Source organism: Hydrogenophaga sp. (genome assembly GCF_041913525.1).
Classification (GTDB): domain Bacteria; phylum Pseudomonadota; class Gammaproteobacteria; order Burkholderiales; family Burkholderiaceae_C; genus Hydrogenophaga.
In genome coordinates this window covers 153,495-178,980 of the sequence record NZ_JAYSFD010000008.1, presented here as the reverse complement: position 1 = coordinate 178,980, position 25,486 = coordinate 153,495, and the positions used below count along the sequence as shown (strand labels likewise).

Below are 25,486 nucleotides of genomic sequence, written 5' to 3'. Positions count from 1 at the left end.
GAACCCGCGTCATCAGCTTGGAAGGCTGGGGTTCTACCATTGAACTACTCCCGCCTGGCTGACATGTCACATCGATCGCTGGTGGAGGGGGCTGGATTCGAACCAGCGTAGGCGTAAGCCAACAGATTTACAGTCTGCCCCCTTTAGCCACTCGGGCACCCCTCCGTCGCGAAGCCTTAGATTATGCCACGGTTTTTTGACATTGGCGCAGTCTTTTGATGTGCCGATGCGTCACCAGCGGATTGGCGGCTGGTGGCGGGCGCTCAGCCAAGCGTTCACCGCCCCTAAATGGCCGCAACCGATGAACGGCACCGGACCTCGGCGGGCCGACAACGGGGACGGGTGGTTGGCGCAAAGCACGAGATGGCGATCGCCATCGAGCAGGGGGCGTTTTTTCTGGGCGTGCGCGCCCCAGAGCAGAAAGGCCTTCTCGCCGCCGGCGTCGCTGCAGTGACGGATGAGCGCGTCGGTCAGCACCTCCCAGCCCTGACCGGCGTGGCTGGCAGGCTGGCCCTCTTCAACGGTGAGGCAGGTATTGAGCAGCAACACGCCCTGCTCTGCCCAGCGCACAAGGGAGCCGTTGGTGGGCGTGGGGCCTCCCACGTCGCGCTGAATCTCGGCCTGGATGTTGCGAAGACTGGGGGGCGGTGCCACGCCCGGCGCCACCGAGAAGGCCAGGCCTTCTGCCTGGCCGGCACCGTGATAAGGGTCTTGCCCCAGGATCACCACGCGCACCTCGGCGGGATCGGTGAGCGCCAGGGCGCGCAGGGGTTCGGGCGGGTACACCACCGCGCCAGCGGCCAGGCGCTGGGCCAGAAAGGCTTGCAGCCCTTGACCGACCCCCGATTGCCAGAAGGGCGCCACCACCGGCGCCCACCCAGGGCGCACTGGCCACGCATCGGCGTTGGCCAAGGTCAAGCGTTCGTCAAACACGCCCGCCTCACCCGAACAACTCAGCCAGCGCCAGGCCCGGCTCGGGCTCCCGCATGAAGGCCTCGCCCACCAGGAAGGCGTTCACGCCGGCTTCGCGCATGGTTTGCACGTCGGCGCGGGTGAGGATGCCCGACTCGGTGACCAGCAGGCGGTCGGCGGGCACATCGGACAGCATGCCCAGCGTGGTCTGCAGCGAGACCTCGAAGGTGCGCAGGTTGCGGTTGTTGATGCCCACCAGCGGCGTCTTGAGCTTGAGCGCCCGATGCAGTTCGTCGCGGTCGTGCACCTCCACCAGCACCGCCATGTTCAGGCCAAGGGCGATGGCCTCCAGGTCGGCCATCTTCGCGTCGTCAAGGCAAGCAACGATGAGCAGGATGCAGTCGGCGCCCATGGCCCGGGCCTCGTACACCTGATACGGGTCCACCATGAAATCCTTGCGCAGCACCGGCAGGTCGCAACTGGCGCGGGCCTGCTTGAGGTAGTCGGGGCTGCCCTGGAAGAACTGGCGGTCGGTCAGCACCGACAGGCAGGCCGCGCTGGTGCGGCCGTCGCCCTCGGCGTAGCTCTGGGCAATGTCAGCGGGGATGAAATCGGCGCGCAGCACGCCCTTGCTGGGGCTGGCCTTTTTCACCTCGGCGATGACTGCGGCTTGCCCAGCGGCGATCTTGGCGCGCAGGGCGCCCTCGAAATCGCGCGTGAGCAAGCGGCTCTCGGCATCAAAGCGCACGGCCTCCATGGGCTTCTTTTTCTGCGCGGCGGCCACTTCTTGGTGCTTGACCGCCACGATCTGGTTCAGGATGTCGCTCATGGGTGTTCTCCTGCTCAGGCGGCGAAGGCCTTGAGTTGTTCGAGCTTGGCCAGGGCCGCGCCCGATTCCAGGGTGCGGCGCGCCAGGGCCACCCCGGCGGCCATGTCGGGCACCACGTTGGCGGCGTACAGCGCCACGCCCGCGTTGAGCACCACGATGTCGGTGGGGGCCTTGAGGGCCGGGTCGTCGCGGCGCTGCAGCACGCCCAGCAGCATCTCGCGCGAAGCCTCGGGCGTGTCCACGCGCAGGGTGCGGCTGCTGGCCATGGTCAGGCCGAAGTCTTCCGGGTGGATTTCGTACTCGGCGATCTCGCCGTTGCGCAGCTCGCCCACCATGGTGGCCGCGCCCAGCGAGACCTCGTCCATGCCGTCTCGGCCATACACCACCACCGCGTGCTCGGCGCCCAGGCGTTGCAGCGCGCGCACCTGAATGCCCACCAGGTCGGGGTGGAACACGCCCATGAGGATGTTGGGTGCACCGGCCGGGTTGGTGAGCGGGCCCAGGATGTTGAAGATGGTCTTGATGCCCAGTTCCTTGCGCACCGGGGCCACGTTCTTCATGGCCGGGTGGTGGTTGGGCGCGAACATGAAGCCAACGCCCACCTCGGCAATGCTGCGGGCGATCTGCTCGGGCTTGAGGTTGATGTTCACGCCCAGGCTGTCGAGCACGTCGGCGCTGCCGCTCTTGCTGGAGACGCTGCGCCCGCCGTGCTTGCTCACGCGCGCACCGGCGGCGGCGGCCACGAACATGCTGCAGGTGGAGATGTTGAAGGTGTTGGAGCCGTCGCCACCCGTGCCCACGATGTCCACCAGGTGGGTTTTGTCGGCCACGTCCACCTTGGTGGAAAACTCGCGCATCACCTGCGCGGCGGCGGTGATTTCGCCGATGGTTTCCTTCTTCACGCGCAGGCCGGTGATGAGCGCGGCCACCATCACGGGCGACATCTCGCCCCCCATGATGAGCCGCATGAGGTGCAGCATTTCGTCGTGAAAGATCTCGCGGTGTTCGATGGTGCGCTGCAGCGCTTCCTGCGGCGTGATCTGGTGACGTTCGGGCATGAAAGGTTCTCCTTAAGAGGCGGGGTGATCGGTCATGGCCAGGCGCAGACCGAATCCCAGAAACATGAGGCCGGCGGCGCGGTCGAGCCAGTGCATGGCCTTCTGGACGGCGTCCAGGCGGCGGGCGGCCCAAGCGGCCAGCCAGGCGTAGCCCAGGTTGATGGGCAGGGAATTGAGGTTGAAGATCAGGCCCAGGACCAGAAAGGTCCAGGCCTTGTGGGGCGCATCGGGCGGAATGAACTGCGGCACGAAGGCTAGGAAGAACAGCGCCACCTTGGGGTTGAGCACGTTGGTGAGAAAGCCGCGCTGGTAAACGCGCCACAACGAGGGCACCGCCAGGGCAGGCGCCACGGCCAGGGGCGAGGGCCGCGAACGCAGCAGGCGCACGCCCATGAACACCAGATAGGCCGCCCCCACCCACTTGAGCACGGTGAAGGCGGTGGCCGAGGTGGCCAGCAGGGCGCTCACGCCCACCGCCGCGGCCACCACGTGCACGAAGCAGCCGCTGACGATGCCCAGTGCCGCGGCCACGCCCGGCCGCACGCCGCCACGCAGGGCGTGGTTGACGATGCAGAGCACATCAGGCCCCGGCGTGAGGTTGAGCAGCCAGCCAGCCGCGATGAACAACAGAAGTTGCGGCAGCTCGGGCATGGCGACTCCTCAGTAAACGCCGGTGGCTGGGGTGGCGCCGGCCCCGGTGGGGTCGGCCATGAACTCGCGCACGGCGGCCACGGTGCGGTCGATGCCGGCGACCTCCACGTCCAGGTGGGTGACGAAGCGCAGGCCGATCAGGCCGGTGGCCAGCACGCCCCGGCGTTCCAGGTGCGCCAGCAGGCTGGGGCCCAGGCCGTTGGCCACGTCCAGGAAGACGATGTTGGTCTGCGCCGAGCGAACGCTCAGGCCGTCAATGCCGGCCAGGCCGTCGGCCAGGCGCTGCGCCAGGGCGTGATCGTTGACCAGGCGGTGCACGTGGTGATCGAGTGCGTGCAGGGCGGCTGCGGCCAGAAGGCCCGACTGGCGCATGCCGCCACCCAGCACCTTGCGCCAGCGCCGGGCGCGGTCGATCAACTCGCGCGAGCCGCACAGGGCAGAGCCCACCGGCGCGCCCAGGCTCTTGCTGAAGCACACTGAGACGCTGTCGAACAAGCCAACGATGTCGAGCAGCGCGGCGAACGGGTCCCCCCCGCGGGCCACGGCCACGTTGAACACGCGCGCGCCATCGAGGTGCACCGCCAGACCGTGGCGACGGGCCAGCGCAGTGGCCTGCTGCAGGTAGTCGGGCGGCATGGGGTGGCCGTTCCAGGTGTTTTCCAGGCACAGCAGCCGGGTGCGGGCAAAGTGGGGGGCGATGGGCTTGATGGCCGCCTCGATGTCGGCCAGCGCCATGCGCCCCTGCGCGTCTTGTGCCAGCGGCTGCGGCTGGATGCTGCCCAGCACCGCCGCTCCGCCGCCTTCGTAGCGGTAGGTGTGGGCCAGCTGGCCCACGAGGTACTCGTCGCCACGTTCGCAGTGGGCCATCATGGCGCACAGGTTGCTCTGCGTGCCGCTGGGCATGAACAGCGCCGCTTCCTTGCCGGTGAGCGCGGCGATGCGCTCTTGCAGGGCATTCACCGTGGGGTCGTCGCCGAACACGTCGTCACCCAAGGGCGCGGCCAGCATGGCCTCGCGCATGGCCGCCGTGGGGCGGGTGACGGTGTCGCTGCGCAGGTCAACGACACGGGACGGCTCGGCGGCGCGGCCATTCACGGCTTCTGCTCCAGGAAGTTGCGCAGCATGGCGTGGCCGTGCTCGGTGAGGATGCTCTCGGGGTGGAACTGCACACCCTGGATGGGCAGGGTCTTGTGGCGCACGCCCATGATCTCGCCGTCGTCCGTCCAGGCGGTGATCTCCAGGTCGGCCGGGCAATCGTCACGGCGAATGGCCAGCGAGTGGTAGCGGTTCACGGTGAACTGGCGCGGCAGGTCGGCGAACACGCCCTGCTGCGTGGTGGTGATCTGGCTGGTCTTGCCGTGCATCAGTTCGCGGGCCCGCACGATGGTGCCGCCAAAGGCGGCGCCAATGCTCTGGTGCCCCAGGCACACGCCCAGGATGGGCAGTTTGCCCGCGAAGTGGCGGATGGCGGGCACCGAGATGCCGGCCTCGGCCGGCGAGCACGGGCCGGGCGAGATCACCAGGCGGTCGATCTGGCCCGCGTCAAAGCGGCGCTGCAGCTCGTCCACCGTGACCTCGTCGTTGCGCACCACGGTCACCTCAGCCCCCAGCTCGCCGAGGTATTGCACGATGTTGAAGGTGAACGAGTCGTAGTTGTCCACCATGAGGACTTGCAGTTTCTTGGCGCTCATTCCAGGCCCTCCTCGACGAGTTCGGCCGCGCGCAGCAGCGCACGGGCCTTGTGTTCGGTTTCTCTCCACTCCATCTCGGGCACCGAGTCAGCCACCACGCCGGCAGCGGCCTGCACGTAGAGCGTCTGGTCTTTGATGATGCCGGTGCGAATCGCGATGGCCACGTCCATGTCGCCGGCGAAGCTGATGTAGCCGCAAGCGCCGCCGTACAGGCCGCGCTTGGTGGGCTCAAGCTGGTCGATCAGCTCCATGGCGTGCACCTTGGGCGCGCCTGTCAGGGTGCCGGCAGGGAAGGTGGCCTTGAGCACGTCCATGTTGCTCATGCCGTCTTGCAGGATGCCTTCCACGTTGCTCACGATGTGCATCACGTGGCTGTAGCGCTCCACCACGAAAGCTTCGGTCACCTTGACCGAACCGATCTTGGCGATGCGCCCGATGTCGTTGCGCGCCAGGTCAATCAGCATCACGTGCTCGGCGCGCTCCTTCGGGTCGTTGATCAGCTCCACCTCGGCGGCCTTGTCCTTCTCGGGCGTGGCGCCGCGCGGGCGGGTGCCGGCCAGCGGGCGGATGATGACCTTCTGGCCCTCTTCCGTGTGCTCCTGGCGCACCAGGATCTCGGGCGACGCCCCCACCACGTGGAAATCCCCGAAGTGGTAGTAGTACATGTAGGGCGAGGGGTTGAGCGAGCGCAGCGCGCGGTACAGGCTCAGGGGCGATTCGGTGTAGCGCTTCTGGATGCGCTGGCCCACTTGCACCTGCATGAAATCGCCCGCGGCGATCAGCTCCTTGGCGCGCTCCACCGCCTTGAGGTAGTCGTCCTTGGCGAAGCTGCGCTCGGGCGGGTGGCTGGTGCTTGCCTTCACCACCGGCGCGGCCACCGAGTACTTCAGGGCTTCCTTCAGTTCGCGCAGGCGCTTCTTGGCGACGCTGTAGGCCTCGGGCTGGGCCGGGTCGGCATAGACAATGAGGTAGAGCTTGCCCGAGAGGTTGTCGATGACGGCCAGCTCTTCGCACTGCAGCAGCAGGATGTCGGGCGTGCCCAGGGTATCGGGCGGGCAAGTGTTCTCCAGCTTCTTCTCGATGTAGCGCACGGCGTCGTAGCCGAAGTAGCCGGCCAGGCCGCCGCAGAAGCGCGGCAGGCCGGGGCGCAGCGCCACCTTGAAGCGCTGCTGGTAGGCGGCGATGAAGTCCAGCGGATTGCCGTGCGCGGTTTCCACCACCACGCCATCGCGCACCACCTCGGTCTTGGCCTGCTCGCCAAAGCCACTGGCGCGCAACAGAGTGCGGGCTGGCAGGCCGATGAAGCTGTAGCGGCCGAAGCGCTCGCCGCCCACCACCGATTCGAGCAGGAAGCTGTGCTTGCCATCGCCACGACCGTGGGCCAGCTTGAGGTACAGGGAGAGAGGGGTTTCGAGGTCGGCGAAGGCCTCGAGCATCAGGGGAATGCGGTTGTAGCCTTGCTGCGCCAGGCTCTTGAATTCGAGTTCGGTGATCATGTCTGTTCTTTCCATCCACCCCGCCGCGGGCCTGAACGGGCTCACACGGGGCTGCGGTTTTGCTGGGCGGGTGGACGGCCGGGCCGTCCGGGCGGGGCTGGGGCGATGCCGCGACGCGGGGTCGGGACACCCCAGAAGGGGGGAAGGTGCACGTTTACGCTGGCTTACGCCAGGGCCAGGCTCCCCGGCCAGGGCGGCGCGGCAGAACACTGCAGAAAAACGTGCGGGACAGCAACATGGTGGCCGCACTATAACAAACGGCCTGCGGCGCCGTGGCCCACCCGCAGAGGGCTTTGGTTCTAAGGCCCTTCCCCCTGTCGGCTGGCGGCAGGCCTCGGAACAATGGCCGCATGCCCCACTCCGCATCGCCTCCCACACCCCTCACCTTTCACCGCTGGGTTCGCGCCTTGGCCCTGGGCGCCCTGCTGTTGCCGTGGACCGGGACCATGGCCGCCGAGGTCGGCGGGGTGAAGATCGACGAGCGCATCACCCTCACCGGCAGCCCACTGGCGCTCAACGGCGCCGGCATTCGCTACAAGGCGGTGTTTCAGGTGTACACCGCGGCCCTCTACCTGGGGCAGAAGGCCGAGACCCCCGAGGCGGTGCTGGGCGCGCCAGGCCCGAAGCGCATGGCCATCACCATGCTGCGAGACATCGCCTCGGCCGAGCTGGGCAAGCTGTTCTCGCGTGGCATGGAGGACAACATGGAGCGCAGCGAATTCGCCAAGCTCATCCCCGGCGTGATGCGCATGAGCGAGGTGTTCAGCAAGCACAAGAAACTGCACACCGGCGAGACCTTCGTGCTGGACTGGATTCCCGGCACCGGCACGGTGCTCACGGTAAAGGGCCAGGTGGAAGGCGCGCCCTTCAAGGAGCCTGAGTTCTTCAACGCCTTGCTGCGCATCTGGCTGGGCCCCAAGCCCGCCGACTGGCAACTCAAAGAGGCCTTGCTGGGCAAGGCCCGCGCCAGCTCAGGCCAGCAGCTCCGCTAACGAGGCAATGAGCCGGTCGTGCGGGGCGCGCTCGATCGGCTGGCCGTGGTTGTAGCCGTAGGTGACCAGCGCCACCGGGCAACCGGCCGCGCGCGCGGCCAGGCCGTCGTTCTCGGAATCGCCCACCATCAGGGTGCGCGCGGGCACCGTGCCCAGGGCCTCGCAGGTCTTGAGCAGGGGCAGCGGGTCGGGCTTCTTGCGCTCGAAGCTGTCGCCACCGAACACGCAGGCGAAATAGCCCGACAGGCCCTTGGCTTGCAGCAGATCGGTGGCGAAGGCGCGCGGCTTGTTGGTGAGGCAGGCCAGCGGCAGACCGGCCTCTCGCAGGGCTTGCAGGCCCTCGCGCACGCCGTCGTACACCTCGGAGAAGCGGCCGTTAATGGCGCGGTAGTGGGCCTGGTAGGAGCGCCAGGCCTGCTCGTAGAGGGCCTCGGGCTGCACCGCCGGGCAGGTGCTGCCCTCGGTGGTGGGGTCGATGCGCTGGAGCTGGTGCGCCAGCACGCTGCGGATCAGGTGCTCGGAGCCTTTGCCCACGGTGCGCTCCACTAGGGCGCGGTCAATGGGCGGCAGTTGCAGCTCGGCCAGCATGCGGTTGAGGGCCACCTCGAAATCGCCGAGGGTGTCCACCATGGTGCCGTCGAGGTCAACGATGACGGCCTGGATGTCGCTCAGCCTCACGCCAGGGCCACCCGCATCTGGTCGATCACGGCCTTGTAGTCGGGCTTGCCGAAGATGGCGCTGCCGGCCACGAAGGTGTCGGCTCCGGCATCGGCCACGCGGCGGATGTTGTCGGGTTTGATGCCGCCGTCCACCTCCAGGCGGATGTCCTTGCCCGAGGCCTCGATGCGCTTTCTCGCCTGCTCGATCTTGCGCAGGGCCGAGTCGATGAAGCTCTGCCCGCCAAAGCCGGGGTTGACGCTCATGATGAGGATGAGGTCGATGTCGTCGATGAGCCAGTCGAGCACGTCCAGCGGCTGCGCCGGGTTGAAGGTGAGGCCGGCCTTGCAGCCGCGTGCCTTGATGGCCTGCACGCTGCGGTGCACGTGGGCGCTCGCGTCGGGGTGGAAGCTGATGAGGTCGGCGCCGGCGTCAATGAAGGCGCTGGCCAGCGCGTCCACCGGCTGGATCATCAGGTGCACGTCGATGGGCACCGGCGTGCCGTCTGGCTTCTTGGCGTGAGGCTTGAGCGCTTGGCACACCATGGGGCCGAAGGTGAGGTTGGGCACGTAGTGGTTGTCCATCACGTCAAAGTGAATCCAGTCGGCGCCGGCGGCCACCACGTTGCGCACTTCCTCGCCCAGGCGGGCGAAGTCGGCTGAGAGAATGGAAGGGGCGATGCGGTAGGTGGGGGCTTGTGACATGGCGAAAACCGGTGCGGCGGGTGGCAAAGCGTGCATTTTCGCAGGCCTGACAGGGACTTGCAGGCTGGCGTTAACATGCCGCCCATGCCCAAGTACCTGTTCACCTGCGAGGCCGAGCCTCAGTATCTGAGCGAGCAGTCCGCGCCGGAGGACGACCTGTACGCCTTCGCGTACACGATCACCATCACCAACACGGGCGAGGTGCCCGCGCAACTGATTGCGCGCCATTGGATCATTGACGACGCAAACGGCCACACCGAAGAGGTGAAGGGCCTGGGCGTGGTCGGGCACCAGCCGCTGCTGCGCCCCGGCGAGTCGTTCCAGTACACCAGCGGCACCCGCCTGGGCACACCCACGGGCACCATGCGCGGCAGCTTTTTCTGCGTGGCCGAAGACGGCGAGCGCTTCGAGTCGCCCATTCCCGAGTTCGCCCTGCGCGCCGACGGCGCGGGCGAGGCGCCGTCGCGCGTGCTGCACTGACACCGCCGACGCGCCGCGGCCCGCGTCCACACCCCACACGACCGCATGAAATTGCCCGACCTCCTGCAATCGCTGGACCCTGACGCGTCGCTGGCCCAGCGCCACCTGTGGCTGATGGCCGCCTTGCGCTGGGTGCGCGGCGACGAGTCCGACACCCAGACCAGCGTGTTGCGCGTGCGCGCCTTTCTGGACGCCATTGAGGGCGACGCCACACTGGCCGCGCGCTGGCACGCCTGGTGGCAGCGCTTCACCGACACGGTGGACATGACCCCGCTGCTGGCCGACCACGGTTTCGCGCCGCGCACCGCGTTCCTGAGCGAGCTCAACCACCGGCTGCGCCGCAAGGTGCTGCCGGGCACGCCCGAGACCACCGACCTGGCCGAGTTGTACGGTCTGTTGCTGCCCAGTGAATTTGACGTGCGGTGGATCAAGGGCCTGGATTCGGCCACCCTGCAGCGACTGCGCGCGCTGCTGTTCAACGAGGCCGACGAGCGCCACTGGAGCGCCGAGGTGATGGACGCCCTCACCTTCTGCGTGAGCCAGGTCAGCGCCACCGGCTTTGCCTCGGAAATCCGCATTCGCCTGTCGCCCGAGGCGCAACGGGCGCGGCCTTTCCATGAGCTGCCGTCCGACTTTGAGGCCTTGCGCCAGGCGGTGCGGCGCACCGGGGCGCGCAGCGACGAGTCGCTGGCAGCCGCCGAGCGCTTGCGTAACCAGCTGGACGCCTGCCGCCACGCGGCCTACACCGTGTACTCGCACCTGGAAGAACACGGCGTGTCGGTGGGCATCGTCTTTCGCTTGCGGCAGTTGCGCGAGCGCATCGTGCGCATCAAGCAGCTGCTCGATTGCCTGCAGTCCGAGCAACCCGAGCGCGCCACGGCCGGCCTGTTGGCCGATCTGGTGCAAGTGGGCATTGAAGGCCGCAGCGTGCGCGCGCTGATCGCCAGCAGCTCGCAGCTCACCGCGGCCAAGGTGGCCGAACGCAGCGCCGAGAGCGGCGAGCACTACATCACCCGCAACCTGGCCGAGTACAAGGACATGCTGGGCAAGGCCGCTGGCGGCGGCGCGGTGCTGGGCTTCACCACCTGGGCCAAGTTCGGGCTCTACAGCCTGGGCTTGTCGGCCTTCTGGGGCGGCTTTGCCGCTGGCCTGAACTACGCCAGCTCTTTCGTGGTGATCATGCTGTTGCACCTCACGGTGGCCACCAAACAGCCGGCCGTGACAGCGCCGGCCATGGTGGCCAAGCTGCGCGACATCAAGCAGGTGGGCGCGGTGCGGCGCTTCGTGGACGAGGTGGCGAACCTGTTCCGCTCGCAGATCGCGGCCATCCTGGGCAACATCGGGCTGGTCATTCCCATGGTGCTGCTGATCAGCTCGGTGCTGTGGTTCAGCACCGGCACGGCCATGATCAACGAAGACAAGGCCTTGCACACCTTGCACGCCCACCACCTGCTGGGCCCCACGGCACTCTTCGCCGCCCTCACCGGCGTGCTGCTGTTTGCCTCCAGCATCATCGCGGGCTGGGTGGAAAACTGGTTTGTGTTCCACCGGCTCGACTCGGCCATGGCGCACAACCCCGGCTTCACGCGCTGGCTGGGCCAGGCGCGCGCCGCCCGCTGGGCCAGCGCCGCGCGGCAGAACATCTCGGGCCTGGCCGCCAACATTTCACTGGGCCTGATGCTGGGGCTGGTGCCGGCCTTCGCGCAGTTCTTCGGCATTGGGCTGGACGTGCGCCACGTCACCCTGTCGGCCGGCCAAGTGGCGGCTTCGGCCTTCGCGCTGGGCCTGGACGTGCTGCGCCTGCCCGACTTTTGGTGGGCCGTGGCCGGGGTGTTGGTGGTGGGCCCCATCAACCTGACGGTCAGCTTCTACCTGGCCTTCCAGCTGGCGCTGCGGGCACAGGCCATCAGCACCGGCAACCGCGCCCTGATCCGCGCCGCCCTGTGGCGCCGCGTGCGCGTGGCGCCCTTGAGCTTCCTGCTGCCACCGCGCGACGAGCCCGAGGACGAGGCCGAGCCGGCGAAGGAGGCCGCCAATGGGTGAGTTCGAGTTGATCCGGCGCCATTTCGTGCGCCCAGTCGCTGCTGGCTCGGCCGTGGTCTTGGGCGTGGGCGACGATTGCGCGCTGCTGCGCCCCTCGCCGGGGCACGAGTTGGCCATCTCCACCGACATGCTGGTGGAAGGGCGGCACTTCTTCGCCGACGTGGACCCGGCCGCCCTGGGCCACAAATCGCTGGCGGTGAACCTGAGCGACCTGGCCGCCATGGGCGCGCGCCCACTGGGCTTCACGCTGGCGCTTTCGCTGCCGCGCGCCGACGAGGCGTGGCTCAGCGCCTTCGCCAGCGGGCTGTTCGCCCTGGCCGACGCGCACGCCTGCCCCCTGGTGGGCGGTGACACCACGCGCGGGCCGCTCAACATCTGCATCACCGTGTTCGGCGAGCTGCGCCCGGGTCAGGCCCTGCGGCGCGACGCCGGCCAGCCCGGCGATGACCTGTACCTCAGCGGGCGCACCGGTGAGGCGCGCCTCGCCCTGGCGCAGTTGCGCGGTGAACCCTGGGCCCCGTCGCCCGTGAACGCCGAGGCACGCGCCCGGCTCGAGCGCCCCACCCCGCGCCTGGCGCTGGGGCAGGCGCTGGCCGGCATTGCCCACGCGGCGCTGGACGTGAGCGACGGCCTGATAGGCGACCTGGGCCACGTGCTGGCCGCCAGCGCCGTGGGCGCCGACATCGAACTGGCCGCCCTGCCGGTGGCACCGGCCCTGGCCGCGCTGGATGAGGCACAGCGCCTAGACTGCCTGCTGGCCGGTGGTGACGACTACGAGCTGCTGTTCACCGCCGCGCCCGGCGTGCGCGACGACGTGATGGCCGCCGCCCGCGCGAGCGGCACGCCCGTGACCCGCATCGGCCGCCTCACCGAACGCCCCGTGCTGCGGCTGCTGGACGCCGATGGCCAACCCGTGGCGCAACCCCTTCTGCGCGGCTTTGACCACTTTGCCGACTGACCCCCCATTCCGTGCCCCGGCCATGACCGACACCGCCACCTTGCCCCCGCCCCTGCTGCGCCCGACCTGGCGCTTTCTGCTGGCCCACCCGGCGCACTTCATCGCCCTGGGCGCTGGCGCCGGGTTGGCCCGCGTGGCCCCGGGCACCGTGGGCACGCTCTGGGCCTGGGCCTCGTTTCTGATCCTGCAGCGCTTTCTCACGCCACTGGAGTGGGGCCTGGTGATCGCGTCGGCCACGCTGCTGGGCTGGTGGGCCTGCACCGTGACCGCACAGCACATGGGCATCGCCGACTCGGGCCACATCGTGTGGGACGAGGTGGTGGCCTTCTGGCTGGTGCTGTGGCTGGTGATGCCCACGGGCTTCACCGGGCAGCTCGTGGCCTTCGGGCTGTTTCGCCTGTTCGACGCGGTGAAGGTCGGCCCCATGGCCTGGGCCGACCGCACTTTCAAGGGCTTTGGGCCGCGCGGGGGCTTCGGCATCCTGCTGGACGATTTCGCGGCGGCGCTGTGCACGCTGCTGGTCATCGCGCTGTGGCGCTTCTGAGCATGAACGACATCGACACCCTGGTGGGCCAACTGGCCAACGCGCTCACGGCGCGCGGCTGGACCATGGCCACCGCCGAGAGCTGCACCGGCGGCCTGATCGCCGGCGCCTGCACCGACCGCGCCGGCTCCAGCGACTGGTTCGAGCGCGGCTTCGTCACCTATTCCAACGCCGCCAAGACCGACTTGCTGGGCGTGCCGGCCGACCTCATCGCCGCCCACGGCGCGGTGAGCGAACCCGTGGCACGCGCCATGGCGGCGGGGGCGCTGGCCCACGCCCCGGTGCAAGTGGCCGTGGCCGTCACTGGCGTGGCCGGCCCCAGCGGCGGCAGCGCCGACAAGCCGGTGGGCACCGTGTGGTTGGGCTGGGCCACGCCCCAGGGCGTGTTCACCGAACGCCAGCGCTTCGACGGCGACCGCGCCGCCGTTCGCCGCGCCACCGTGGCCCACGCGCTGGCGGGTCTGCTGCAACGCCTGTCCTGAGAACATTCCCATGGCCGACGCCTTCAAGCTGCTCATCAACGCCGACACGGCCACCCACGCCGCCCGGCACCTGAAGCGCGTGTGGTCGGGCTTCGATGACACCGCCTTCCTGGCCGTGGCCCTGCCTGGCCTGGACGGGCTGGAGTTCAAGGCCCGCGCGCTGCGCCTGGCCGACGCCTTGAAAGCCACCCTACCCGACGACCTGGACCGCGCGTTCGGCCTGATCGAAAGCGCCCTGGCGGCCCCCCTGCCGCTGGACGACAAGGGCGAACCGGTGGGCATCGGCGCCAGCCTGAGCCCGCAAGGGCTGGCGGGGTGGGTGGTGTGGTCACTGGGCGAGTTCGTGTCGCGCCGCAGCCTGGAAGACCCGGCCCGCGCCCTGGCCTGCCTGCACGCGCTCACCCAGCGCTTCACCGCCGAGTTCGCCATTCGGCGCCTGCTGCACGAACGGCCACAGGCCTGCTGGCCCACGCTGCAGCGCTGGGCACAAGACCCCAGCGCCCACGTGCGGCGGCTGGCCAGCGAGGGCAGCCGCCCGCGCCTGCCCTGGGGCTTGCGCCTGCAGGCCCTGGTGCAAGACCCATCGCCCACCGAGCCGCTGCTGCGCGCCCTGCAAGACGACAGCAGCGCCTACGTGCGCCGCAGCGTGGCCAACCACCTCAACGACATCGCCAAAGACCACCCCGAGCGCGTGACCGCCTGGGTGCGCGAACACCTGCCCAGCGCGGACGCGCGGCGCCAGGCCTTGCTGCGCCACGCCAGCCGCACCCTCATCAAACAAGGCCACGTGCCCACCTTGCAGGCCTGGGGCCTGAGCCCCGGTCTGCAGGGCCAGGCCACGCTGGCGCTGAGCACCGACGCGGTGCGCGTGGGCGAATCGGTGGGCCTTCGGGTGAACCTGCACAGCCATGGCCCACAAGCCCAGGCGCTGGAGGTGGACTACGCCGTGGTGCCCGACGGCGGCCGCGGCGGCAAGACCTTCAAGGGCTGGCGCCTGAGCCTGGCGCCCGCCGAGGTGGCGGTGCGTGAGAAGCAGCACCCCATGCGCGAGGTAAGCACCCGCCGCCTCTACCCGGGACCGCACCGGGTGGACCTGCTGGTGAACGGCGCCGTGCTGGCCAGCGCCACCTTCACGCTCACGCCCTGAGGGCGGGGCTGGGCACCGCGCCCACCCGCGAGGGGGCGGACCAACCCAGGTCGGCCAGCGATTGCGCCAGTGCCTGGGCAAATGGCGTGTGGGGCTCGCGACCGATGCGCCGCTCCAGGGCCTGCTGGCACAGGCGGTGCGGGCGCTCCCACAGGTAGCGTCCCTCGGCCAGCGCCGCCCACTCAGGCTTGAACACGCCCGCCAGCCGCATCAGCCCCCAGGGCAAGGACGAGGCGCGCAAGGGCGCCCTGCCGGTCATGGCCTCAAGCCCGGCGAGCCAATCGCGGCCGCTGAGGGTGTGGCCCTGGAAGTGCAGGGTGTCGAAGCCGGCGCGCGGCCCCCATGCCTGGGCCACGGCCACCAGGGCCTGCGCGAGGTCGGGCAGGTAGGCCCAGGCCACGGGCACGTCCATCGGGCCGGGGTACACCAGGCGGCCGCGGTGCAGTTGGGTGAGCATGACCAGGTCCAGCCAACTGCCCTGACCGGCCCCGAAGAAGTTGCCCGCGCGCAGCACCACCGAACTGAGTTCACAGCGCCGGGCGGCAGCGGCCAGTTCCACCTCCATGGCCTGGCGAATGTGGCCCATCTCGGTGTCGGGGCACACCGGGGTGTCTTCGTGCAGCACCTCAGGCATGGTCGAGCCGTAGGCATACACATTGCCCGGCATCACGAAGCGGGCGTTCAGGCCCTGGGCCACGGCCATGGCCCGGCGCAGCATGGGCAGGGCCTGCGCACGCCAGGCCGCGCGGGTGTAGCGCGAGGGGTTCAGGGCATAGACCAGGGTGTCGGCCCCGCCCGCCCGCCGGGCCGCCTCCAGCACGGCCTGGGCGTGGTCGGCGGTGTCGAAAGGCAGCACCAAGGGCTGCACATGGGCCGGCCAGCCGACCTGGGGCGCGCGCCGCGCCTGGGCCAGCACACGCCAGCCGCTGCCGGCGAAGGCCAGGGTGGCGGCGCGGCCCAGGCGGCCATTGGCGCCCAGCACCAGCACGCGGCGCGGGGCTTCGTCAGTCAGAACGGTGGTGATCATGGTGGGGCTCCGAAAGTGGTGTGTCGATGCCGGCATTGTGGAAACCGCCACCCCATTCGACAATTGCCCAACCTCACACAACAGCCATGCAGTTATGCATACCCGAGACTTCAACTGGACCTTGATCCGCTCCTTCCTGGCCGCCCTGGAGCACGGCAGCCTGATGGGCGCGGCACGCGCCCTGGGCATCCACCAGCCCACGGTGGGCCGCCACATCGACGAGCTGGAGGCGCAGCTTGGCGTGTCGCTGTTCGAGCGCACCGGGCGTGGCCTCTTGCCCAGCCCGCACGCCCTGCGCCTGGCCGAGCCGGCGCGCGCCATGGCCTCGGCGGCCGACCAGTTGTCGCGCCAGGCCTCGGGCTCACAGGCGCAAGAGCGCGGCTCGGTGCGCATCAGCGCCACGCAGCCAGTGGCCTGCGTGCTGCTGCCCCCGCTGCTGGCGCGCATGCGCGAGGCCCTGCCGCACATTCAGGTAGAGCTGGTGGTGAACAACGCGGTGAGCAACCTGCTCAAGCGCGAAGCCGACATTGCGCTGCGCATGGTGCGGCCCGATCAGGGCTCTCTGGTGAGCAAGCGCGTGGGCCAGGTGACGCTGGGCACCTACGCCCACCGCGACTACCTGCGCCGCCGGGGCACGCCGCGCACACCGGCGGACTTGCTGGCGCACGACATCGTGGGCGAAGACCGGCAAGACGCCATCCGTCGGGCCTCTGCGGCCCAGGGCCTGCCGCTGGCGCCCGAGGCCTTTGCCTTGCGCACCGACGACCTCATGGCCTACCTCGCGGCGGTGGAGGCGGGCATGGGCCTGGGCTTTCTGGCGCACTACGTGGCGCGGCGCCATCCCGATCTGGTGGCGGTGCTGCCGCAATTGCCACTGCCGGCGCTGCCGGTGTGGCTGGTGGTGCACCGCGAGATTCGCAGCAACCCGCGCATCCGCGCCACCTGGGACTTTCTCTCGGCGGCGCTGCCGCCGGCCCTGGCCTGATCAGGCCCAGGGCGCTGGTGCCATCAGGCGCCGTGGCACTTTTTGAACTTCTGGCCGCTGCCGCACCAGCAGGGGTCGTTGCGGCCGGGCGTGGGCGCCTGGCGCACGGGCTCGATGCGCGGGCCCAGGCTCTTCCAGATCTGGTGCAGGTCGTACACGGCCCAGATGGCGGCGCCAAAGTCGTTCAGGCGCGCGTCGCTCACGCTGGGCGGGCCGTCTTCCACGTGCAGATTGACCTCGGGCTTGCCGGTGTCGTCTTCGGTAAGGGTGACGAGGCGGTCCAGCGCGTCGTCGATCCACTCGGCGGTTTCCTTGTCGCGCGGGGCGGCCCACTCTTCTTCCCAGGTCTCCACCACGAACATGAAGCCCAAGGCCCACACCTGGGCGTAGGCGGGCAACTCCTGGTCGGCCATCTCGGCGCGCTCGGCCTCGGGCAGGGCGGCCACGGCGCCGCGCACGTCCATCACCTCGGGGTGGTAGCTGCGCTCGTCTTCCAGGGTCTCTACCGGCGCGGCCAGGGCCTGGGCCACTTCGTCGGCGCGGCGCTGCCACAGGGCCATGAACTGCTCGTATTGGGCGGTGTTGGCGAAGTGGGTGCCTTCGTCTTGCGGCGCGGTGGGCAGCGGGCCGGTGCCCAGCAGCACGGGCAGGAACTCATCCGGGCCGATGGGGCGGCGGGTGCACACCAACGCGGCCATGGCGCCTTCCAGAAACTCCCACTGCGGCACTTCCTCGTCGCGGGTGCGCAGGTCATCGAGGATGGCGTCGAGCGCATCGAAGTCTTCAGGAGCAAGAGGTGTAACAGTTGTCATGGCTGGGGCGCCCGGCCGAGTGCGCGGCGGGGGCTGGGTACATAAGATGGCCGGCCAGTGTACGGCTTGACACCAAGGCTCTCCATGCTCGACCGGATCAACGCGCTCTACCCCATTCGCTACACCGCGCTGGCGGCCTGTGTGGTGCTGGCCCTGCTGAGCCTGTTCACCTGGGTGGGCTTTGGCATTGGTGGCAACCTGGTGCTGCTGTTTGGCGCGCTCAGCGCGCTGGGCCTGCGCGATGCCCTGCAAGTTACCGACCCGCTGCGGCGCAATTACCCGCTGGTGGCGCGCCTTTGGCGAGCGGGCCAGTGGCTGGCCAAGCGCTGGCCCCGCGCCAAAGAGGCCGCTGCACAACCCCATGCCCGACTGAGCCCGCAACAGGTTCGCTGGGTGCAAGGGCTGACGCAATCGGGGCATCGGCCCACCACGCCCTGGTGTCACGGCGGCCGAGGTCATCTGTGGCTGGCCACCGCCTGGCCCCACAGCCAGGTGCCCAGTGCCGACTTTCGCGTGACCATCGGCGGGCCGGATTGTCGCCACCCCTACGAGGCCAGTGTGTTCAACCTGGGGGCAATGGACTTTGGCACCCTCTCGAACACCGCCATCGCCTCCCTCAACCGTGGCGCGGCCTTGGGCAGTTTCACTCAGAACACCGGCGCGGGCGGCATCTCGGCGCACCACCGCCGGCCCGGCGGTGGCCTGATTTGGCAGATCGGCCCAGGCCTGGCCGGCTGCGCCGACACGCAGGGACGTTTTGACGAGTGGCGCTTCGAGGCCGCCGCCCGTGATGCCCAGGTGCACCTGATCGAGGTGCTGCCACAGCACGCCAGCGGGCACGGCCTGGGGGCCTGTCTGCCCGCCAGCAAAGTGGCCCCCGAAGTCGCCAGTCTGCGAGGGGCCCGGCCCGGGGAACCCTGGCAAGCGCCCGCAGCGCTGGAGGCCATGGCCTCCCCCATCGACCTGCTGGCCTTTGTGCAGCGCCTGCGCGACCTCAGCGATGGCAAGCCGGTCGGGCTGAAGCTGCGCATTGGAAAGGCCGGTGCCTGGTTCGCGCTGGCCAAGGCCATGCACCTGAGCGGCATCACGCCCGACTTCATCAACATCGAAGGCGCGGACGCGGCGCTCTCACCCCTGGGCAGGCCGCTGCCCGATGCGGTGGCCCTGGTGCACGACACGCTGGTGGGCCTGAACCTGCGCGATCGGGTGCGCATCGGCGCCGAGAGCCGGCTGGTGGGGCCTTTCGAGATCGCCGAGGCCATGGCCATGGGGGCCGACTGGTGCCATGGCTCGCGCGGCTTCATGCTGGCCCTGGGTTGCGAGCAAGCCCTGAAGTGCAACACCAACGAATGCCCCACCGGCATCGCCACGCAAGACCCTTTGCGGGCCCAAGCGCTGGTGGCCATTGACAAAGGCGAGCGCGTGCGCCGGTACCACCAGGGCACGCTGGAGGGCTTGCGGGCCTTGGTGGAGGCCGCCGGGCTTACCCACCCGGGCGAGTTCCAGCGCACGCACCTGCTGTGGCGCACGCCATCGGGCCGCGTGGTTTCCATGGCCGAGCGTTACCCCTGCTCCAACCCGGGTGCGCTGCTGACCGATCCCCCAGGCACCCAGTGGCCAGCGGCGCTGTTGGCCGAATGGAGCGCGGCCTCGGCCACGCAGTTTCACGCCGACTGAGGCGCAGCGCTCCCGACAAAGTGGCGGTGCACGCCCACGCCCACCCGGGCCAGGCGCCGCGCCATGCAGAGCACGGCGGCGTCTTTGCTGACCAGTGTGGCGGTGTGCGCCACGGCCAGGTCAATGAACTTCTGGTCGTCCGGGTCTTTGCAGGTGTAGGGCGCCTTGGGCGCCTCGGCCACCAGGGTGATGTGGCCGTCGAAGCGGGCGATCACCGCATCGGGCGCCACCTGCGCGGCCACCAGTCGCCGCGCGATCTGCGGGTAGGCCAGCACGCGCCACAGCTCTTCGCGCATGGGCGCCGTCGCCAGCCAGCCGTGCGTGCCCTGGCCCAGGGCCTCACGCAGGGGGAGGGTGGCCGGGTCGTCAAAGACGAACAGGTCCAGCGCGATGTTGGTGTCCAGCACCAGCGGTTGGGGCATGGCGGGCATCAGGCCTGGGGCTCGGTCGGCGCCTGGGGGCGGCGGGCCATCAGGTCAAAGCGGAACAGACGGCACTCGATGGGGCCGTTCCACAGCGGCACGCGGCGCGATTCCTTGAAGCGCATGCGCCCGGGCAGTTTCAGGTCGGGCGTGAGCAACCAGGCGCTCCAGCCGGCGTAGTGGCTTTTCCAGTGGGCGGCGAGCTTCTCGAAAAACTCGGACGCGTCGGCGCCATCGCTCATCTGCGCGCTCTCACGGCCCATGGGCGTGGCGGCCGGCGCTTGTGCTGGCGCCCCCACGGTGAAGGTGCGCGGGGCGCGGCTGCGCGCACGCTCGGCGGCGTTCTGCCCGGCCACGCCAGCGGCGGCGATGCGCTCGCCATACGGCGGGTTGAGCAGCATCACGCCGGGCTTGTCGGTGGGCGGCATGCGCTGAAGGGCGTCGCCGCCGCGCAGCTCCAGCGCGTGGGCCACGCCAGCACGCTCGGCATTGCGCTGGGCGAAGTCGACCATGCGGAAGGACACGTCGCTGCCGAACACGATGGGGCGGTGGCCGGCGGGCCACTCGCGCTGGGCGCGCACCGCTTGCTCGCGAATGGCCTGCCACACATGGGCCTGGAAGGGCAGCAGCTTCTCGAAGGCAAAGCGGCGCTGCAGGCCGGGGGCAATGCGCAGCGCGATCTGCGCGGCCTCGATCGCCACCGTGCCGCTGCCGCAGCAGGGGTCGTACAGCGGCACGATGTCGTCCACGCTGGCGGCCTCGGCGCCGTTCCAGCCAGTGGCCGCGATCATGGCCGCGGCCAGGGTTTCCTTCAGCGGGGCGTCGCCCTTGTCTTCGCGCCAGCCGCGCTTGAACAAGGGCTCGCCCGAGGTGTCGATGTACAGGCTCACCGTGTCGGTGGTGAGGTGGGCGTACAGGCGCACGTCGGGCCAGGTGGTGTTCACGCTGGGGCGCTCGCCGCGCTTGGCGCGGAAGCGGTCGCACACCGCGTCCTTGATCTTGAGCGCCGCGAAGTTCAGGCTGGTCAGCGGGCTGTGCTGGGCGGTGATCTCCACCTTGATGGTCTGGGCCGGGGTGAACCAGATCTCCCAGGCCACCTCGCTGGCGGCGTGGTACAGGTCGTTCTCGTTGCGGTAGCCGCCGTGCCAGAGCTGCACCAGCACGCGCTGGGCCAGGCGACTGTGCAGGTTCAGCAGCAGCGCGTCTCGCCACGAGCCATTGAGCGCCACGCCCGCCCGGGCCTTGTGAGAAGGGGCGATGCCGGTGATGCGCTGCACCTCGTCGGCGAGCATGTCCTCCACGCCAGCGGCGCAGGGCAGAAAAAGTTGAAGCTGGTTCATGGCGGCGGGGGCGGTGGTGCTCAGGTGGACGAGGTCGGCGCGAGGCCGCCAGGCTCAGAGCGATTTTCGGAGGTTGGCCGGCGCGATGCGCAAGGCCTCGCGGTACTTGGCCACGGTGCGCCGGGCGCACTCGATGCCCTGCTCTTTGAGCAGGTCGGAGAGCTGGTTGTCGGACAGCGGCTTGCTGGGCTCTTCGGCGGCAATGAACTGCTTGAGCAGCGCACGCACCGCCGTGCTGGAGGCGTTGCCGCCGGTCTCGGTGCCCAGGGCCGAGCCGAAGAAGTACTTCAGCTCGTAAGTGCCAAAGGGCGTGGCCATGTACTTGGCGGTGGTCACGCGGCTGATGGTGGACTCGTGCAAGCCCAGCTCGTCCGCGATCTCGCGCAGCACCAGCGGGCGCATGGCGAGTTCGCCGTGCATGAAGAAGTTGCGCTGGCGCTCCACGATGGCGGTGGAGACGCGCAGGATGGTGTCAAAGCGCTGCTGGATGTTCTTTATGAACCAGCGCGCCTCTTGCAAGCGCTGTTGCATGGCGGCGTGGCCGCTCTCGCCGCCGTCGCGCCCGCCCCGGTTCTGGCGCATGGCATTGGCGTACACGTCGTGCACGCGCAGGCGAGGCATCACGTCGGGGTTGAGCACCACCTTGAAGCCGCGCCCGCTGCGGGTGACGAGCACATCGGGCACCACCACGTTGCGCTCCACATCGGTGAAGCGCCGGCCGGGCTTGGGCTCCAGGCGCGAGATCAAGACCAGGGCCTCGCGCACGGTGTCTTCGTCGGCGCGACTGGCGCTGCACAGGCGGCGCAGGTCGCGCTTGGCCATGAGCTCCAGCGGCTGCGCCACGATGGCCAGCGCCGCGCGCGTGACCGGGGTGTTGCGCATCTCCAGGATCTGCAGCTTCAGGCACTCGGCCAGGTTGCGGGCGCCCACGCCCGCGGGCTCCAGGTGCTGCAGCCACTGAAGGGCCACTTGCAAGCGCTGCACCGTGGCTTCTTGCTGGGCCAGGGCCTCGTCGGGGTCGCTCGACGTGGCCTGCCCCTCCAGGCGCAGCAGCGCCTGGGCGAGTTCCTCAAGGCCGTCTTCCAGGTAACCGTCGTCGTTGAGCGACTCGATCAGCAGGTACAGGGCACGGGCGTCTTCGTCCGACAGGCGCATGCAGCGGGCCTGGTCGTGCAGGTGGTCTTGCAGGCTTTCCACCGCGCTGGCCAGGTCGGCCGCGGTGGCGGTCTCGTCGTCGTCCTGCGCACCGTTGCGCGGCGGGGCGTCGCCCCCCCACTCGCTGTCGTCGGGCGCCATTTCCACCGAGCCGTCGCCCTCCCAGCTTTCCTCCAGGGCGGCATCGCCGTCCAAGCGGGCTTCCAATGTCTCGCCATCGGCACTGTCGGCCGCTTCGCTGGCCTCGACGGTGCTGGTGGCGGGCGCAGCGGCGGTGTCGGCGATTTGTTCGCCAGGGGCCACGGGGGCGTCGGCCTGATCCAGGCCATGGGCCTCGCGCTCGGCGGTCTCGTCTGCGCGCTCCAGGAAAGGGTTTTCGTCGAGCATCTGCTCGACTTCTTGCGCCATCTCCAGCGTGGAGAGCTGCAGCAGCCGGATGGACTGCTGCAACTGCGGCGTGAGCGCCAGGTGCTGCGAGACGCGAAGCGAAAGCCCTTGTTTCATTCGACCGCCACGATCACATGCGGAAGTGCTCGCCCAGGTACACCCGGCGCACGTCGGCGTTCTCGACGATCTCGGCCGGCGTGCCGCTGGTGAGCACCCGGCCGTCGTTGATGATGTAGGCGCGGTCGCAAATGCCCAGGGTCTCGCGCACGTTGTGGTCGGTGATGAGCACACCGATGCCACGAGACTTCAGAAAGCCGATGATGCGCTGGATCTCGATCACCGCGATGGGGTCGATGCCAGCGAAGGGTTCGTCGAGCAGGATGAAGCGTGGGTTGGTGGCCAGGGCACGCGCAATCTCCACGCGACGGCGCTCACCGCCCGACAGGGCCGGAGCGGGCGAGTCGCGCAGGTGGTCCACGTGCAGGTCTTTGAGGAGTGTCTCCAGCCGTTGTTCGATCACCACGGGCTGCAGCGGCTTGCCCTGCTCGTCTTCCTGCAACTCCAGCACGGCGCGCACGTTGTCGGCCACGCTGAGCTTGCGAAAAATGGAAGCCTCTTGCGGCAGGTAGCCCAGGCCCAGGCGCGCGCGGCGGTGAATCGGCAGGCGCTCGATGGTCTGGCCATCCAGCAAGATCTGCCCGCCATCGGCGCGCAGCAGTCCCACCAGCATGTAGAACGACGTGGTCTTGCCCGCGCCGTTGGGGCCCAGCAGGCCGACCACCTCACCCTTGAACACGGCCAGCGACACGTCCTTGACGACCTTGCGGCTGCCATAGGCCTTCTGCAGGCCTCGCGCCTCCAGGCGGCTCAGTTGGGGCTTGCCGGTCGCCTCCGCGGCCACGGTCATGGGCGACCTCCGCCGGTCCCGGTGCTGGGCTTGAGCTGCGCCGGGGGCGTCACGGGCTCGGGCTGCGGCTCCTTGGGCACCGGGGTGAGCATGGCGCGCACACGGCCCGACGGGTTGGCTGGCGTGCGGGCACCGCCGTCCACCGTGAACACGTCGGTGCTGTTGTTGTAGACGATCACGTTGCCACGGGTCTCGTCGTTGAGCTGCGTGCCCTTGTAGCGGCGCAGCACGGCGTTGCCGGTGAAGCGCACCGTGTCGGCGCGGCTGTCGTAATCGATGCGAGAGCCCTCGCCTTCGATGAATTCGTCCAGGCCTTCGCGTTTCTGGCGGAAGGTGCCCGGGTTGCCCGTGACCACACCATACTGGTTGCCCTGCGGGTCTTGGCGCACCTCCACCTGCGCGCCACGAATGACGATGGTGCCTTTGGTGATGACCACGTTGCCGGTGAACACGCTGGTCTGGCGCGCGTCGTCGTAGCGCAGCGTGTCGGCCTCGGCGTTCATGGGCTTGTCGCGGTCGGCCTTTTCGGCGCTGGCGGCACCCGCCCAGCACGCAAGGGCGATCAGGCCAATCGCTTGCCAACGGAAATAGGGCGGGCGGGGGAATGCAAGCATGGGATTTAAGGCACAAAACTTGCATTCATTGTAACGAGCAACACCTCTCTTTCCGGGGGGAAGAGAGGTGCATCGGGGCGCATTCGCCCCCGATCGTCGGGCGCTCAGGCCTTGCGCAGGTCGGCGATGAGCGCGTTGGCCACCACCAGGGTGCGCGGGCCCTGACCCGGCACATAGAACTTGCCCGCCACGCCCAGGGCGGGCGTGCCTTCCACCGCATAGGCTTCTTGCAACTGGGCGGCTTGTTGTGCCTTGGTGCCGGTGGCGGCCGAGTTGTAGACCTCGGCAAACTTGGCGCGGTCCACGCCCTGCTTGGCCACCCAGTCGATGATGGCATCAGCCGTGGTCAGGCGCTGGCGCTCCACGTGAATGGCGCTGAAGGCCTTGGTGTGCAGCTTGCCCACCAGGTCCATGCTCTCCAGCGCAAAGTACAGGCGCTGCATGGGCACGAAGGCCTGGCTGAAGGCCACCGGCATGCGGCGCACCGTCACGAACGAGGGCTTCTTCTGGATCCACTCTTCAAACACCGGCTCGAAGTTGAAGCAGTGAATGCAGGTGTAGGCAAAAAACTCGACCACCTCGACCTGGCTCGGGGGCGAGACCACGGGCGCGGGTCGCGCGAGGCGGGTGTAGTCGGTGCCCTCCTTGGGGGCCACGCGCTGGGCCTGGGCCGACAGCGGCAGACCCGCCGAGAGCGCCACGGCGGTGCCGCCAGCGGCCAGCAGAGAGCGAGAAAAATCGCGACGTTGCATGCAGATGACTCCTGATGGAATGGGCATTGGGCGAAGGGCACCGGGAAAAGTTCCCAGCGCCAACGCCCGGCTTCAGCGTTGGACGCGCACCAGGGCCGACTCAATGCCGTTGCTGCTGAGCTGCTCTTGCGTGAGCTCGGCCAGCGCCTTCTGGTTGAACGGGCCGACGCGCACGCGGTAGACCGTGCGGCCACTCTGCTCTCGTTCGCTGACCTGGGCGTTGATGCCCATCATGCCCAGCTTGGCGCGTTGGGCCTCAGCGTCTTCGGCCGTGCGGAAGGCGCCAGCCTGCACGAAGTAGGTAAAGGGATCAGCGCCGGGAGCCGGTGCTTCTGCCGGGGCCGGGGCCGGGGGCTTGGCGGGCGCCTGGCCCAGGCGCTGCTGCACCAGGTCACCGAGCGGGTCTTTGCTGGCGGGCGCCTTCGCGGGCGCGGCGCTTTCGGCGGGCGCGGGCAAGGCCTTGCCATCGGCCGGGGGGGTGGACACGGTGCCTTCGGCGGGCGCCGCAGGGGCTGCGGCCGGCGCCGGCGCACTGCCACCGCCCACGCCCTTGTTGGGGTTCCAGCCCTTGTTGCGCTCGGCTTCCTGGGCGTCGGCCTCGGCACCGCGCGACAGGCCCCGGTCAACAAAGGGCACGGGCACGCGGGTGACGTAGACCGCCACGGCCAGCGCGGCACCCAGGCCCACCAGCAAACCGATGACAAAACCCAATAGGGTGCCACCCAATTGGTGGCGAGAGGAAGTGGGGGATGCAGTGTTCATGT

Annotated in this window: 27 protein-coding genes and 1 tRNA gene; 9 read left to right on the top strand and 19 right to left on the bottom strand. The window is 69.3% G+C overall.

From position 1 onward, the window contains the following. Positions 1-79: 79 nt before the first annotated feature. The 8 genes from ACE3RQ_RS12070 to trpE form a co-directional block, all read right to left on the bottom strand. Positions 80-165: transfer RNA gene (locus tag ACE3RQ_RS12070), tRNA-Tyr, on the bottom strand. Positions 166-231: 66 nt separating this feature from the next. Next, the gene (locus ACE3RQ_RS12065; RefSeq protein ID WP_374522249.1) at positions 232-933 is read right to left on the bottom strand and encodes a uracil-DNA glycosylase; all 702 of its coding nucleotides are present in this window, start codon (positions 931-933) and stop codon (positions 232-234) included. A gap of 7 nt (positions 934-940) precedes the next feature. After that, positions 941-1,741 (bottom strand): indole-3-glycerol phosphate synthase TrpC, encoded by an 801-nt coding sequence (trpC, locus tag ACE3RQ_RS12060; protein WP_374522248.1) that lies wholly within the window; start codon positions 1,739-1,741, stop codon positions 941-943. A 14-nt stretch (positions 1,742-1,755) separates the two neighbouring features. Further along, positions 1,756-2,799, bottom strand: a complete 1,044-nt coding sequence (gene trpD / locus ACE3RQ_RS12055) for an anthranilate phosphoribosyltransferase (RefSeq protein WP_374522247.1) — start codon at positions 2,797-2,799, stop codon at positions 1,756-1,758. A gap of 12 nt (positions 2,800-2,811) precedes the next feature. Then, entirely contained in the window at positions 2,812-3,450 is a 639-nt protein-coding gene (locus ACE3RQ_RS12050; RefSeq protein ID WP_374522246.1) for a LysE family translocator, read from the bottom strand. A 9-nt stretch (positions 3,451-3,459) separates the two neighbouring features. Continuing rightward, entirely contained in the window at positions 3,460-4,470 is a 1,011-nt protein-coding gene (gene ltaE / locus ACE3RQ_RS12045) for a low-specificity L-threonine aldolase (protein ID WP_374522257.1), read from the bottom strand. A gap of 71 nt (positions 4,471-4,541) precedes the next feature. Further along, the gene (locus ACE3RQ_RS12040; protein WP_374522245.1) at positions 4,542-5,141 is read right to left on the bottom strand and encodes an aminodeoxychorismate/anthranilate synthase component II; all 600 of its coding nucleotides are present in this window, start codon (positions 5,139-5,141) and stop codon (positions 4,542-4,544) included. Beyond that, entirely contained in the window at positions 5,138-6,637 is a 1,500-nt protein-coding gene (trpE, locus tag ACE3RQ_RS12035; protein WP_374522244.1) for an anthranilate synthase component I, read from the bottom strand. Before trpE ends, ACE3RQ_RS12040 begins: the two co-directional genes overlap by 4 nt. 446 nt (positions 6,638-7,083) lie before the next feature. On the opposite strand from trpE, the gene ACE3RQ_RS12030 reads away from it, so the two are divergent. Beyond that, positions 7,084-7,629, top strand: a complete 546-nt coding sequence (locus ACE3RQ_RS12030) for a chalcone isomerase family protein (RefSeq protein ID WP_374522256.1) — start codon at positions 7,084-7,086, stop codon at positions 7,627-7,629. On the opposite strand, the gene gph is transcribed toward ACE3RQ_RS12030, so the two are convergent. Beyond that, positions 7,609-8,259, bottom strand: a complete 651-nt coding sequence (gene gph, locus ACE3RQ_RS12025) for a phosphoglycolate phosphatase (RefSeq protein ID WP_374522255.1) — start codon at positions 8,257-8,259, stop codon at positions 7,609-7,611. The genes ACE3RQ_RS12030 and gph overlap by 21 nt on opposite strands. Before the next feature lie 44 nt (positions 8,260-8,303). Continuing rightward, the gene (gene rpe, locus ACE3RQ_RS12020; protein WP_374522243.1) at positions 8,304-8,990 is read right to left on the bottom strand and encodes a ribulose-phosphate 3-epimerase; all 687 of its coding nucleotides are present in this window, start codon (positions 8,988-8,990) and stop codon (positions 8,304-8,306) included. Between the two features lie 84 nt (positions 8,991-9,074). Here rpe and apaG point away from each other — a divergent pair, with 84 nt between their 5' ends. From apaG to ACE3RQ_RS11990, 6 genes are read left to right on the top strand one after another with little or no spacing between them, the layout of a single operon-like run. Further along, entirely contained in the window at positions 9,075-9,470 is a 396-nt protein-coding gene (gene apaG, locus ACE3RQ_RS12015) for a Co2+/Mg2+ efflux protein ApaG (protein ID WP_374522242.1), read from the top strand. Positions 9,471-9,515: 45 nt separating this feature from the next. Further along, positions 9,516-11,513, top strand: coding sequence for a site-specific recombinase (locus ACE3RQ_RS12010; protein WP_374522241.1), 1,998 nt, complete (start codon positions 9,516-9,518; stop codon positions 11,511-11,513). Then, positions 11,506-12,471 carry a thiamine-phosphate kinase gene (gene thiL / locus ACE3RQ_RS12005; RefSeq protein WP_374522240.1) on the top strand — a complete coding sequence of 322 codons (966 nt, stop codon included), beginning with the start codon at positions 11,506-11,508 and terminating at the stop codon, positions 12,469-12,471. Before ACE3RQ_RS12010 ends, thiL begins: the two co-directional genes overlap by 8 nt. Positions 12,472-12,493: 22 nt before the next feature. After that, the gene (locus ACE3RQ_RS12000) at positions 12,494-13,015 is read left to right on the top strand and encodes a phosphatidylglycerophosphatase A (RefSeq protein WP_374522239.1); all 522 of its coding nucleotides are present in this window, start codon (positions 12,494-12,496) and stop codon (positions 13,013-13,015) included. 2 nt (positions 13,016-13,017) lie between these two features. Next, the gene (locus tag ACE3RQ_RS11995; RefSeq protein WP_374522238.1) at positions 13,018-13,497 is read left to right on the top strand and encodes a CinA family protein; all 480 of its coding nucleotides are present in this window, start codon (positions 13,018-13,020) and stop codon (positions 13,495-13,497) included. A 10-nt stretch (positions 13,498-13,507) separates the two neighbouring features. Beyond that, positions 13,508-14,644, top strand: a complete 1,137-nt coding sequence (locus tag ACE3RQ_RS11990) for a DNA alkylation repair protein (protein WP_374522237.1) — start codon at positions 13,508-13,510, stop codon at positions 14,642-14,644. Here ACE3RQ_RS11990 and ACE3RQ_RS11985 read toward each other — a convergent pair. Further along, complete coding sequence (locus ACE3RQ_RS11985; protein WP_374522236.1) at positions 14,634-15,671, bottom strand: NAD-dependent epimerase/dehydratase family protein; 1,038 nt, start codon at positions 15,669-15,671, stop codon at positions 14,634-14,636. The two genes, ACE3RQ_RS11990 and ACE3RQ_RS11985, sit on opposite strands and share 11 nt — an antisense overlap. 94 nt (positions 15,672-15,765) lie before the next feature. On the opposite strand from ACE3RQ_RS11985, the gene ACE3RQ_RS11980 reads away from it, so the two are divergent. Further along, positions 15,766-16,656, top strand: a complete 891-nt coding sequence (locus tag ACE3RQ_RS11980; RefSeq protein WP_374522235.1) for a LysR family transcriptional regulator — start codon at positions 15,766-15,768, stop codon at positions 16,654-16,656. Positions 16,657-16,679: 23 nt separating this feature from the next. On the opposite strand, the gene ACE3RQ_RS11975 is transcribed toward ACE3RQ_RS11980, so the two are convergent. Beyond that, on the bottom strand, positions 16,680-17,468 hold the full coding sequence (locus tag ACE3RQ_RS11975) for a UPF0149 family protein (protein ID WP_374522234.1): 789 nt from the start codon (positions 17,466-17,468) through the stop codon (positions 16,680-16,682). Positions 17,469-17,552: 84 nt separating this feature from the next. Here ACE3RQ_RS11975 and ACE3RQ_RS11970 point away from each other — a divergent pair, with 84 nt between their 5' ends. Next, positions 17,553-19,145, top strand: coding sequence for a glutamate synthase-related protein (locus tag ACE3RQ_RS11970; protein ID WP_374522233.1), 1,593 nt, complete (start codon positions 17,553-17,555; stop codon positions 19,143-19,145). Here ACE3RQ_RS11970 and ACE3RQ_RS11965 read toward each other — a convergent pair. From ACE3RQ_RS11965 to ACE3RQ_RS11935, 7 genes are all read right to left on the bottom strand, one after another. After that, positions 19,133-19,567 carry a putative toxin-antitoxin system toxin component, PIN family gene (locus ACE3RQ_RS11965; protein WP_374522232.1) on the bottom strand — a complete coding sequence of 145 codons (435 nt, stop codon included), beginning with the start codon at positions 19,565-19,567 and terminating at the stop codon, positions 19,133-19,135. The genes ACE3RQ_RS11970 and ACE3RQ_RS11965 overlap by 13 nt on opposite strands. An 8-nt stretch (positions 19,568-19,575) precedes the next feature. After that, positions 19,576-20,907: a class I SAM-dependent RNA methyltransferase gene (locus tag ACE3RQ_RS11960; protein ID WP_374522231.1), complete on the bottom strand. Its 1,332-nt coding sequence runs from the start codon at positions 20,905-20,907 to the stop codon at positions 19,576-19,578. A gap of 54 nt (positions 20,908-20,961) precedes the next feature. Continuing rightward, positions 20,962-22,566, bottom strand: a complete 1,605-nt coding sequence (locus tag ACE3RQ_RS11955) for an RNA polymerase factor sigma-54 (protein ID WP_374522230.1) — start codon at positions 22,564-22,566, stop codon at positions 20,962-20,964. Between the two features lie 13 nt (positions 22,567-22,579). After that, complete coding sequence (gene lptB / locus ACE3RQ_RS11950; RefSeq protein ID WP_374522229.1) at positions 22,580-23,356, bottom strand: LPS export ABC transporter ATP-binding protein; 777 nt, start codon at positions 23,354-23,356, stop codon at positions 22,580-22,582. After that, a complete protein-coding gene (gene lptA, locus ACE3RQ_RS11945) occupies positions 23,353-23,970 on the bottom strand; it encodes a lipopolysaccharide transport periplasmic protein LptA (protein WP_374522227.1) in 618 nt (205 codons plus the stop codon). Before lptA ends, lptB begins: the two co-directional genes overlap by 4 nt. A gap of 104 nt (positions 23,971-24,074) precedes the next feature. Continuing rightward, a complete protein-coding gene (locus ACE3RQ_RS11940; RefSeq protein ID WP_374522226.1) occupies positions 24,075-24,722 on the bottom strand; it encodes a thiol:disulfide interchange protein DsbA/DsbL in 648 nt (215 codons plus the stop codon). A gap of 72 nt (positions 24,723-24,794) precedes the next feature. Next, on the bottom strand, positions 24,795-25,484 hold the full coding sequence (locus tag ACE3RQ_RS11935; RefSeq protein ID WP_374522225.1) for an SPOR domain-containing protein: 690 nt from the start codon (positions 25,482-25,484) through the stop codon (positions 24,795-24,797). Positions 25,485-25,486: the final 2 nt, after the last annotated feature.

Excerpts from the sequence above, each read along its gene's own strand:
- ACE3RQ_RS11980 (WP_374522235.1), top strand. The coding sequence starts at position 15,766 with ATGCATACCCGAGACTTCAACTGGACCTTGATCCGCTCCTTCCTGGCC.
- gph (WP_374522255.1), bottom strand. The coding sequence starts at position 8,259 with ATGGTGGACACCCTCGGCGATTTCGAGGTGGCCCTCAACCGCATGCTG.
- ACE3RQ_RS12010 (WP_374522241.1), top strand. The coding sequence starts at position 9,516 with ATGAAATTGCCCGACCTCCTGCAATCGCTGGACCCTGACGCGTCGCTG.
- ACE3RQ_RS12030 (WP_374522256.1), top strand. The coding sequence starts at position 7,084 with ATGGCCGCCGAGGTCGGCGGGGTGAAGATCGACGAGCGCATCACCCTC.
- lptA (WP_374522227.1), bottom strand. The coding sequence starts at position 23,970 with ATGCTTGCATTCCCCCGCCCGCCCTATTTCCGTTGGCAAGCGATTGGC.
- lptB (WP_374522229.1), bottom strand. The coding sequence starts at position 23,356 with ATGACCGTGGCCGCGGAGGCGACCGGCAAGCCCCAACTGAGCCGCCTG.
- ACE3RQ_RS11960 (WP_374522231.1), bottom strand. The coding sequence starts at position 20,907 with ATGAACCAGCTTCAACTTTTTCTGCCCTGCGCCGCTGGCGTGGAGGAC.
- ACE3RQ_RS11955 (WP_374522230.1), bottom strand. The coding sequence starts at position 22,566 with ATGAAACAAGGGCTTTCGCTTCGCGTCTCGCAGCACCTGGCGCTCACG.
- ACE3RQ_RS12040 (WP_374522245.1), bottom strand. The coding sequence starts at position 5,141 with ATGAGCGCCAAGAAACTGCAAGTCCTCATGGTGGACAACTACGACTCG.
- ACE3RQ_RS11990 (WP_374522237.1), top strand. The coding sequence starts at position 13,508 with ATGGCCGACGCCTTCAAGCTGCTCATCAACGCCGACACGGCCACCCAC.
- trpC (WP_374522248.1), bottom strand. The coding sequence starts at position 1,741 with ATGAGCGACATCCTGAACCAGATCGTGGCGGTCAAGCACCAAGAAGTG.
- ACE3RQ_RS11965 (WP_374522232.1), bottom strand. The coding sequence starts at position 19,567 with ATGCCCCAACCGCTGGTGCTGGACACCAACATCGCGCTGGACCTGTTC.
- trpE (WP_374522244.1), bottom strand. The coding sequence starts at position 6,637 with ATGATCACCGAACTCGAATTCAAGAGCCTGGCGCAGCAAGGCTACAAC.
- ACE3RQ_RS11935 (WP_374522225.1), bottom strand. The coding sequence starts at position 25,484 with ATGAACACTGCATCCCCCACTTCCTCTCGCCACCAATTGGGTGGCACC.
- ACE3RQ_RS11995 (WP_374522238.1), top strand. The coding sequence starts at position 13,018 with ATGAACGACATCGACACCCTGGTGGGCCAACTGGCCAACGCGCTCACG.
- rpe (WP_374522243.1), bottom strand. The coding sequence starts at position 8,990 with ATGTCACAAGCCCCCACCTACCGCATCGCCCCTTCCATTCTCTCAGCC.
- ACE3RQ_RS11970 (WP_374522233.1), top strand. The coding sequence starts at position 17,553 with ATGCTCGACCGGATCAACGCGCTCTACCCCATTCGCTACACCGCGCTG.
- ACE3RQ_RS12050 (WP_374522246.1), bottom strand. The coding sequence starts at position 3,450 with ATGCCCGAGCTGCCGCAACTTCTGTTGTTCATCGCGGCTGGCTGGCTG.
- ACE3RQ_RS12000 (WP_374522239.1), top strand. The coding sequence starts at position 12,494 with ATGACCGACACCGCCACCTTGCCCCCGCCCCTGCTGCGCCCGACCTGG.
- ACE3RQ_RS11940 (WP_374522226.1), bottom strand. The coding sequence starts at position 24,722 with ATGCAACGTCGCGATTTTTCTCGCTCTCTGCTGGCCGCTGGCGGCACC.
- ltaE (WP_374522257.1), bottom strand. The coding sequence starts at position 4,470 with ATGCGCGAGGCCATGCTGGCCGCGCCCTTGGGTGACGACGTGTTCGGC.
- apaG (WP_374522242.1), top strand. The coding sequence starts at position 9,075 with ATGCCCAAGTACCTGTTCACCTGCGAGGCCGAGCCTCAGTATCTGAGC.
- ACE3RQ_RS11985 (WP_374522236.1), bottom strand. The coding sequence starts at position 15,671 with ATGATCACCACCGTTCTGACTGACGAAGCCCCGCGCCGCGTGCTGGTG.
- thiL (WP_374522240.1), top strand. The coding sequence starts at position 11,506 with ATGGGTGAGTTCGAGTTGATCCGGCGCCATTTCGTGCGCCCAGTCGCT.
- trpD (WP_374522247.1), bottom strand. The coding sequence starts at position 2,799 with ATGCCCGAACGTCACCAGATCACGCCGCAGGAAGCGCTGCAGCGCACC.
- ACE3RQ_RS11975 (WP_374522234.1), bottom strand. The coding sequence starts at position 17,468 with ATGACAACTGTTACACCTCTTGCTCCTGAAGACTTCGATGCGCTCGAC.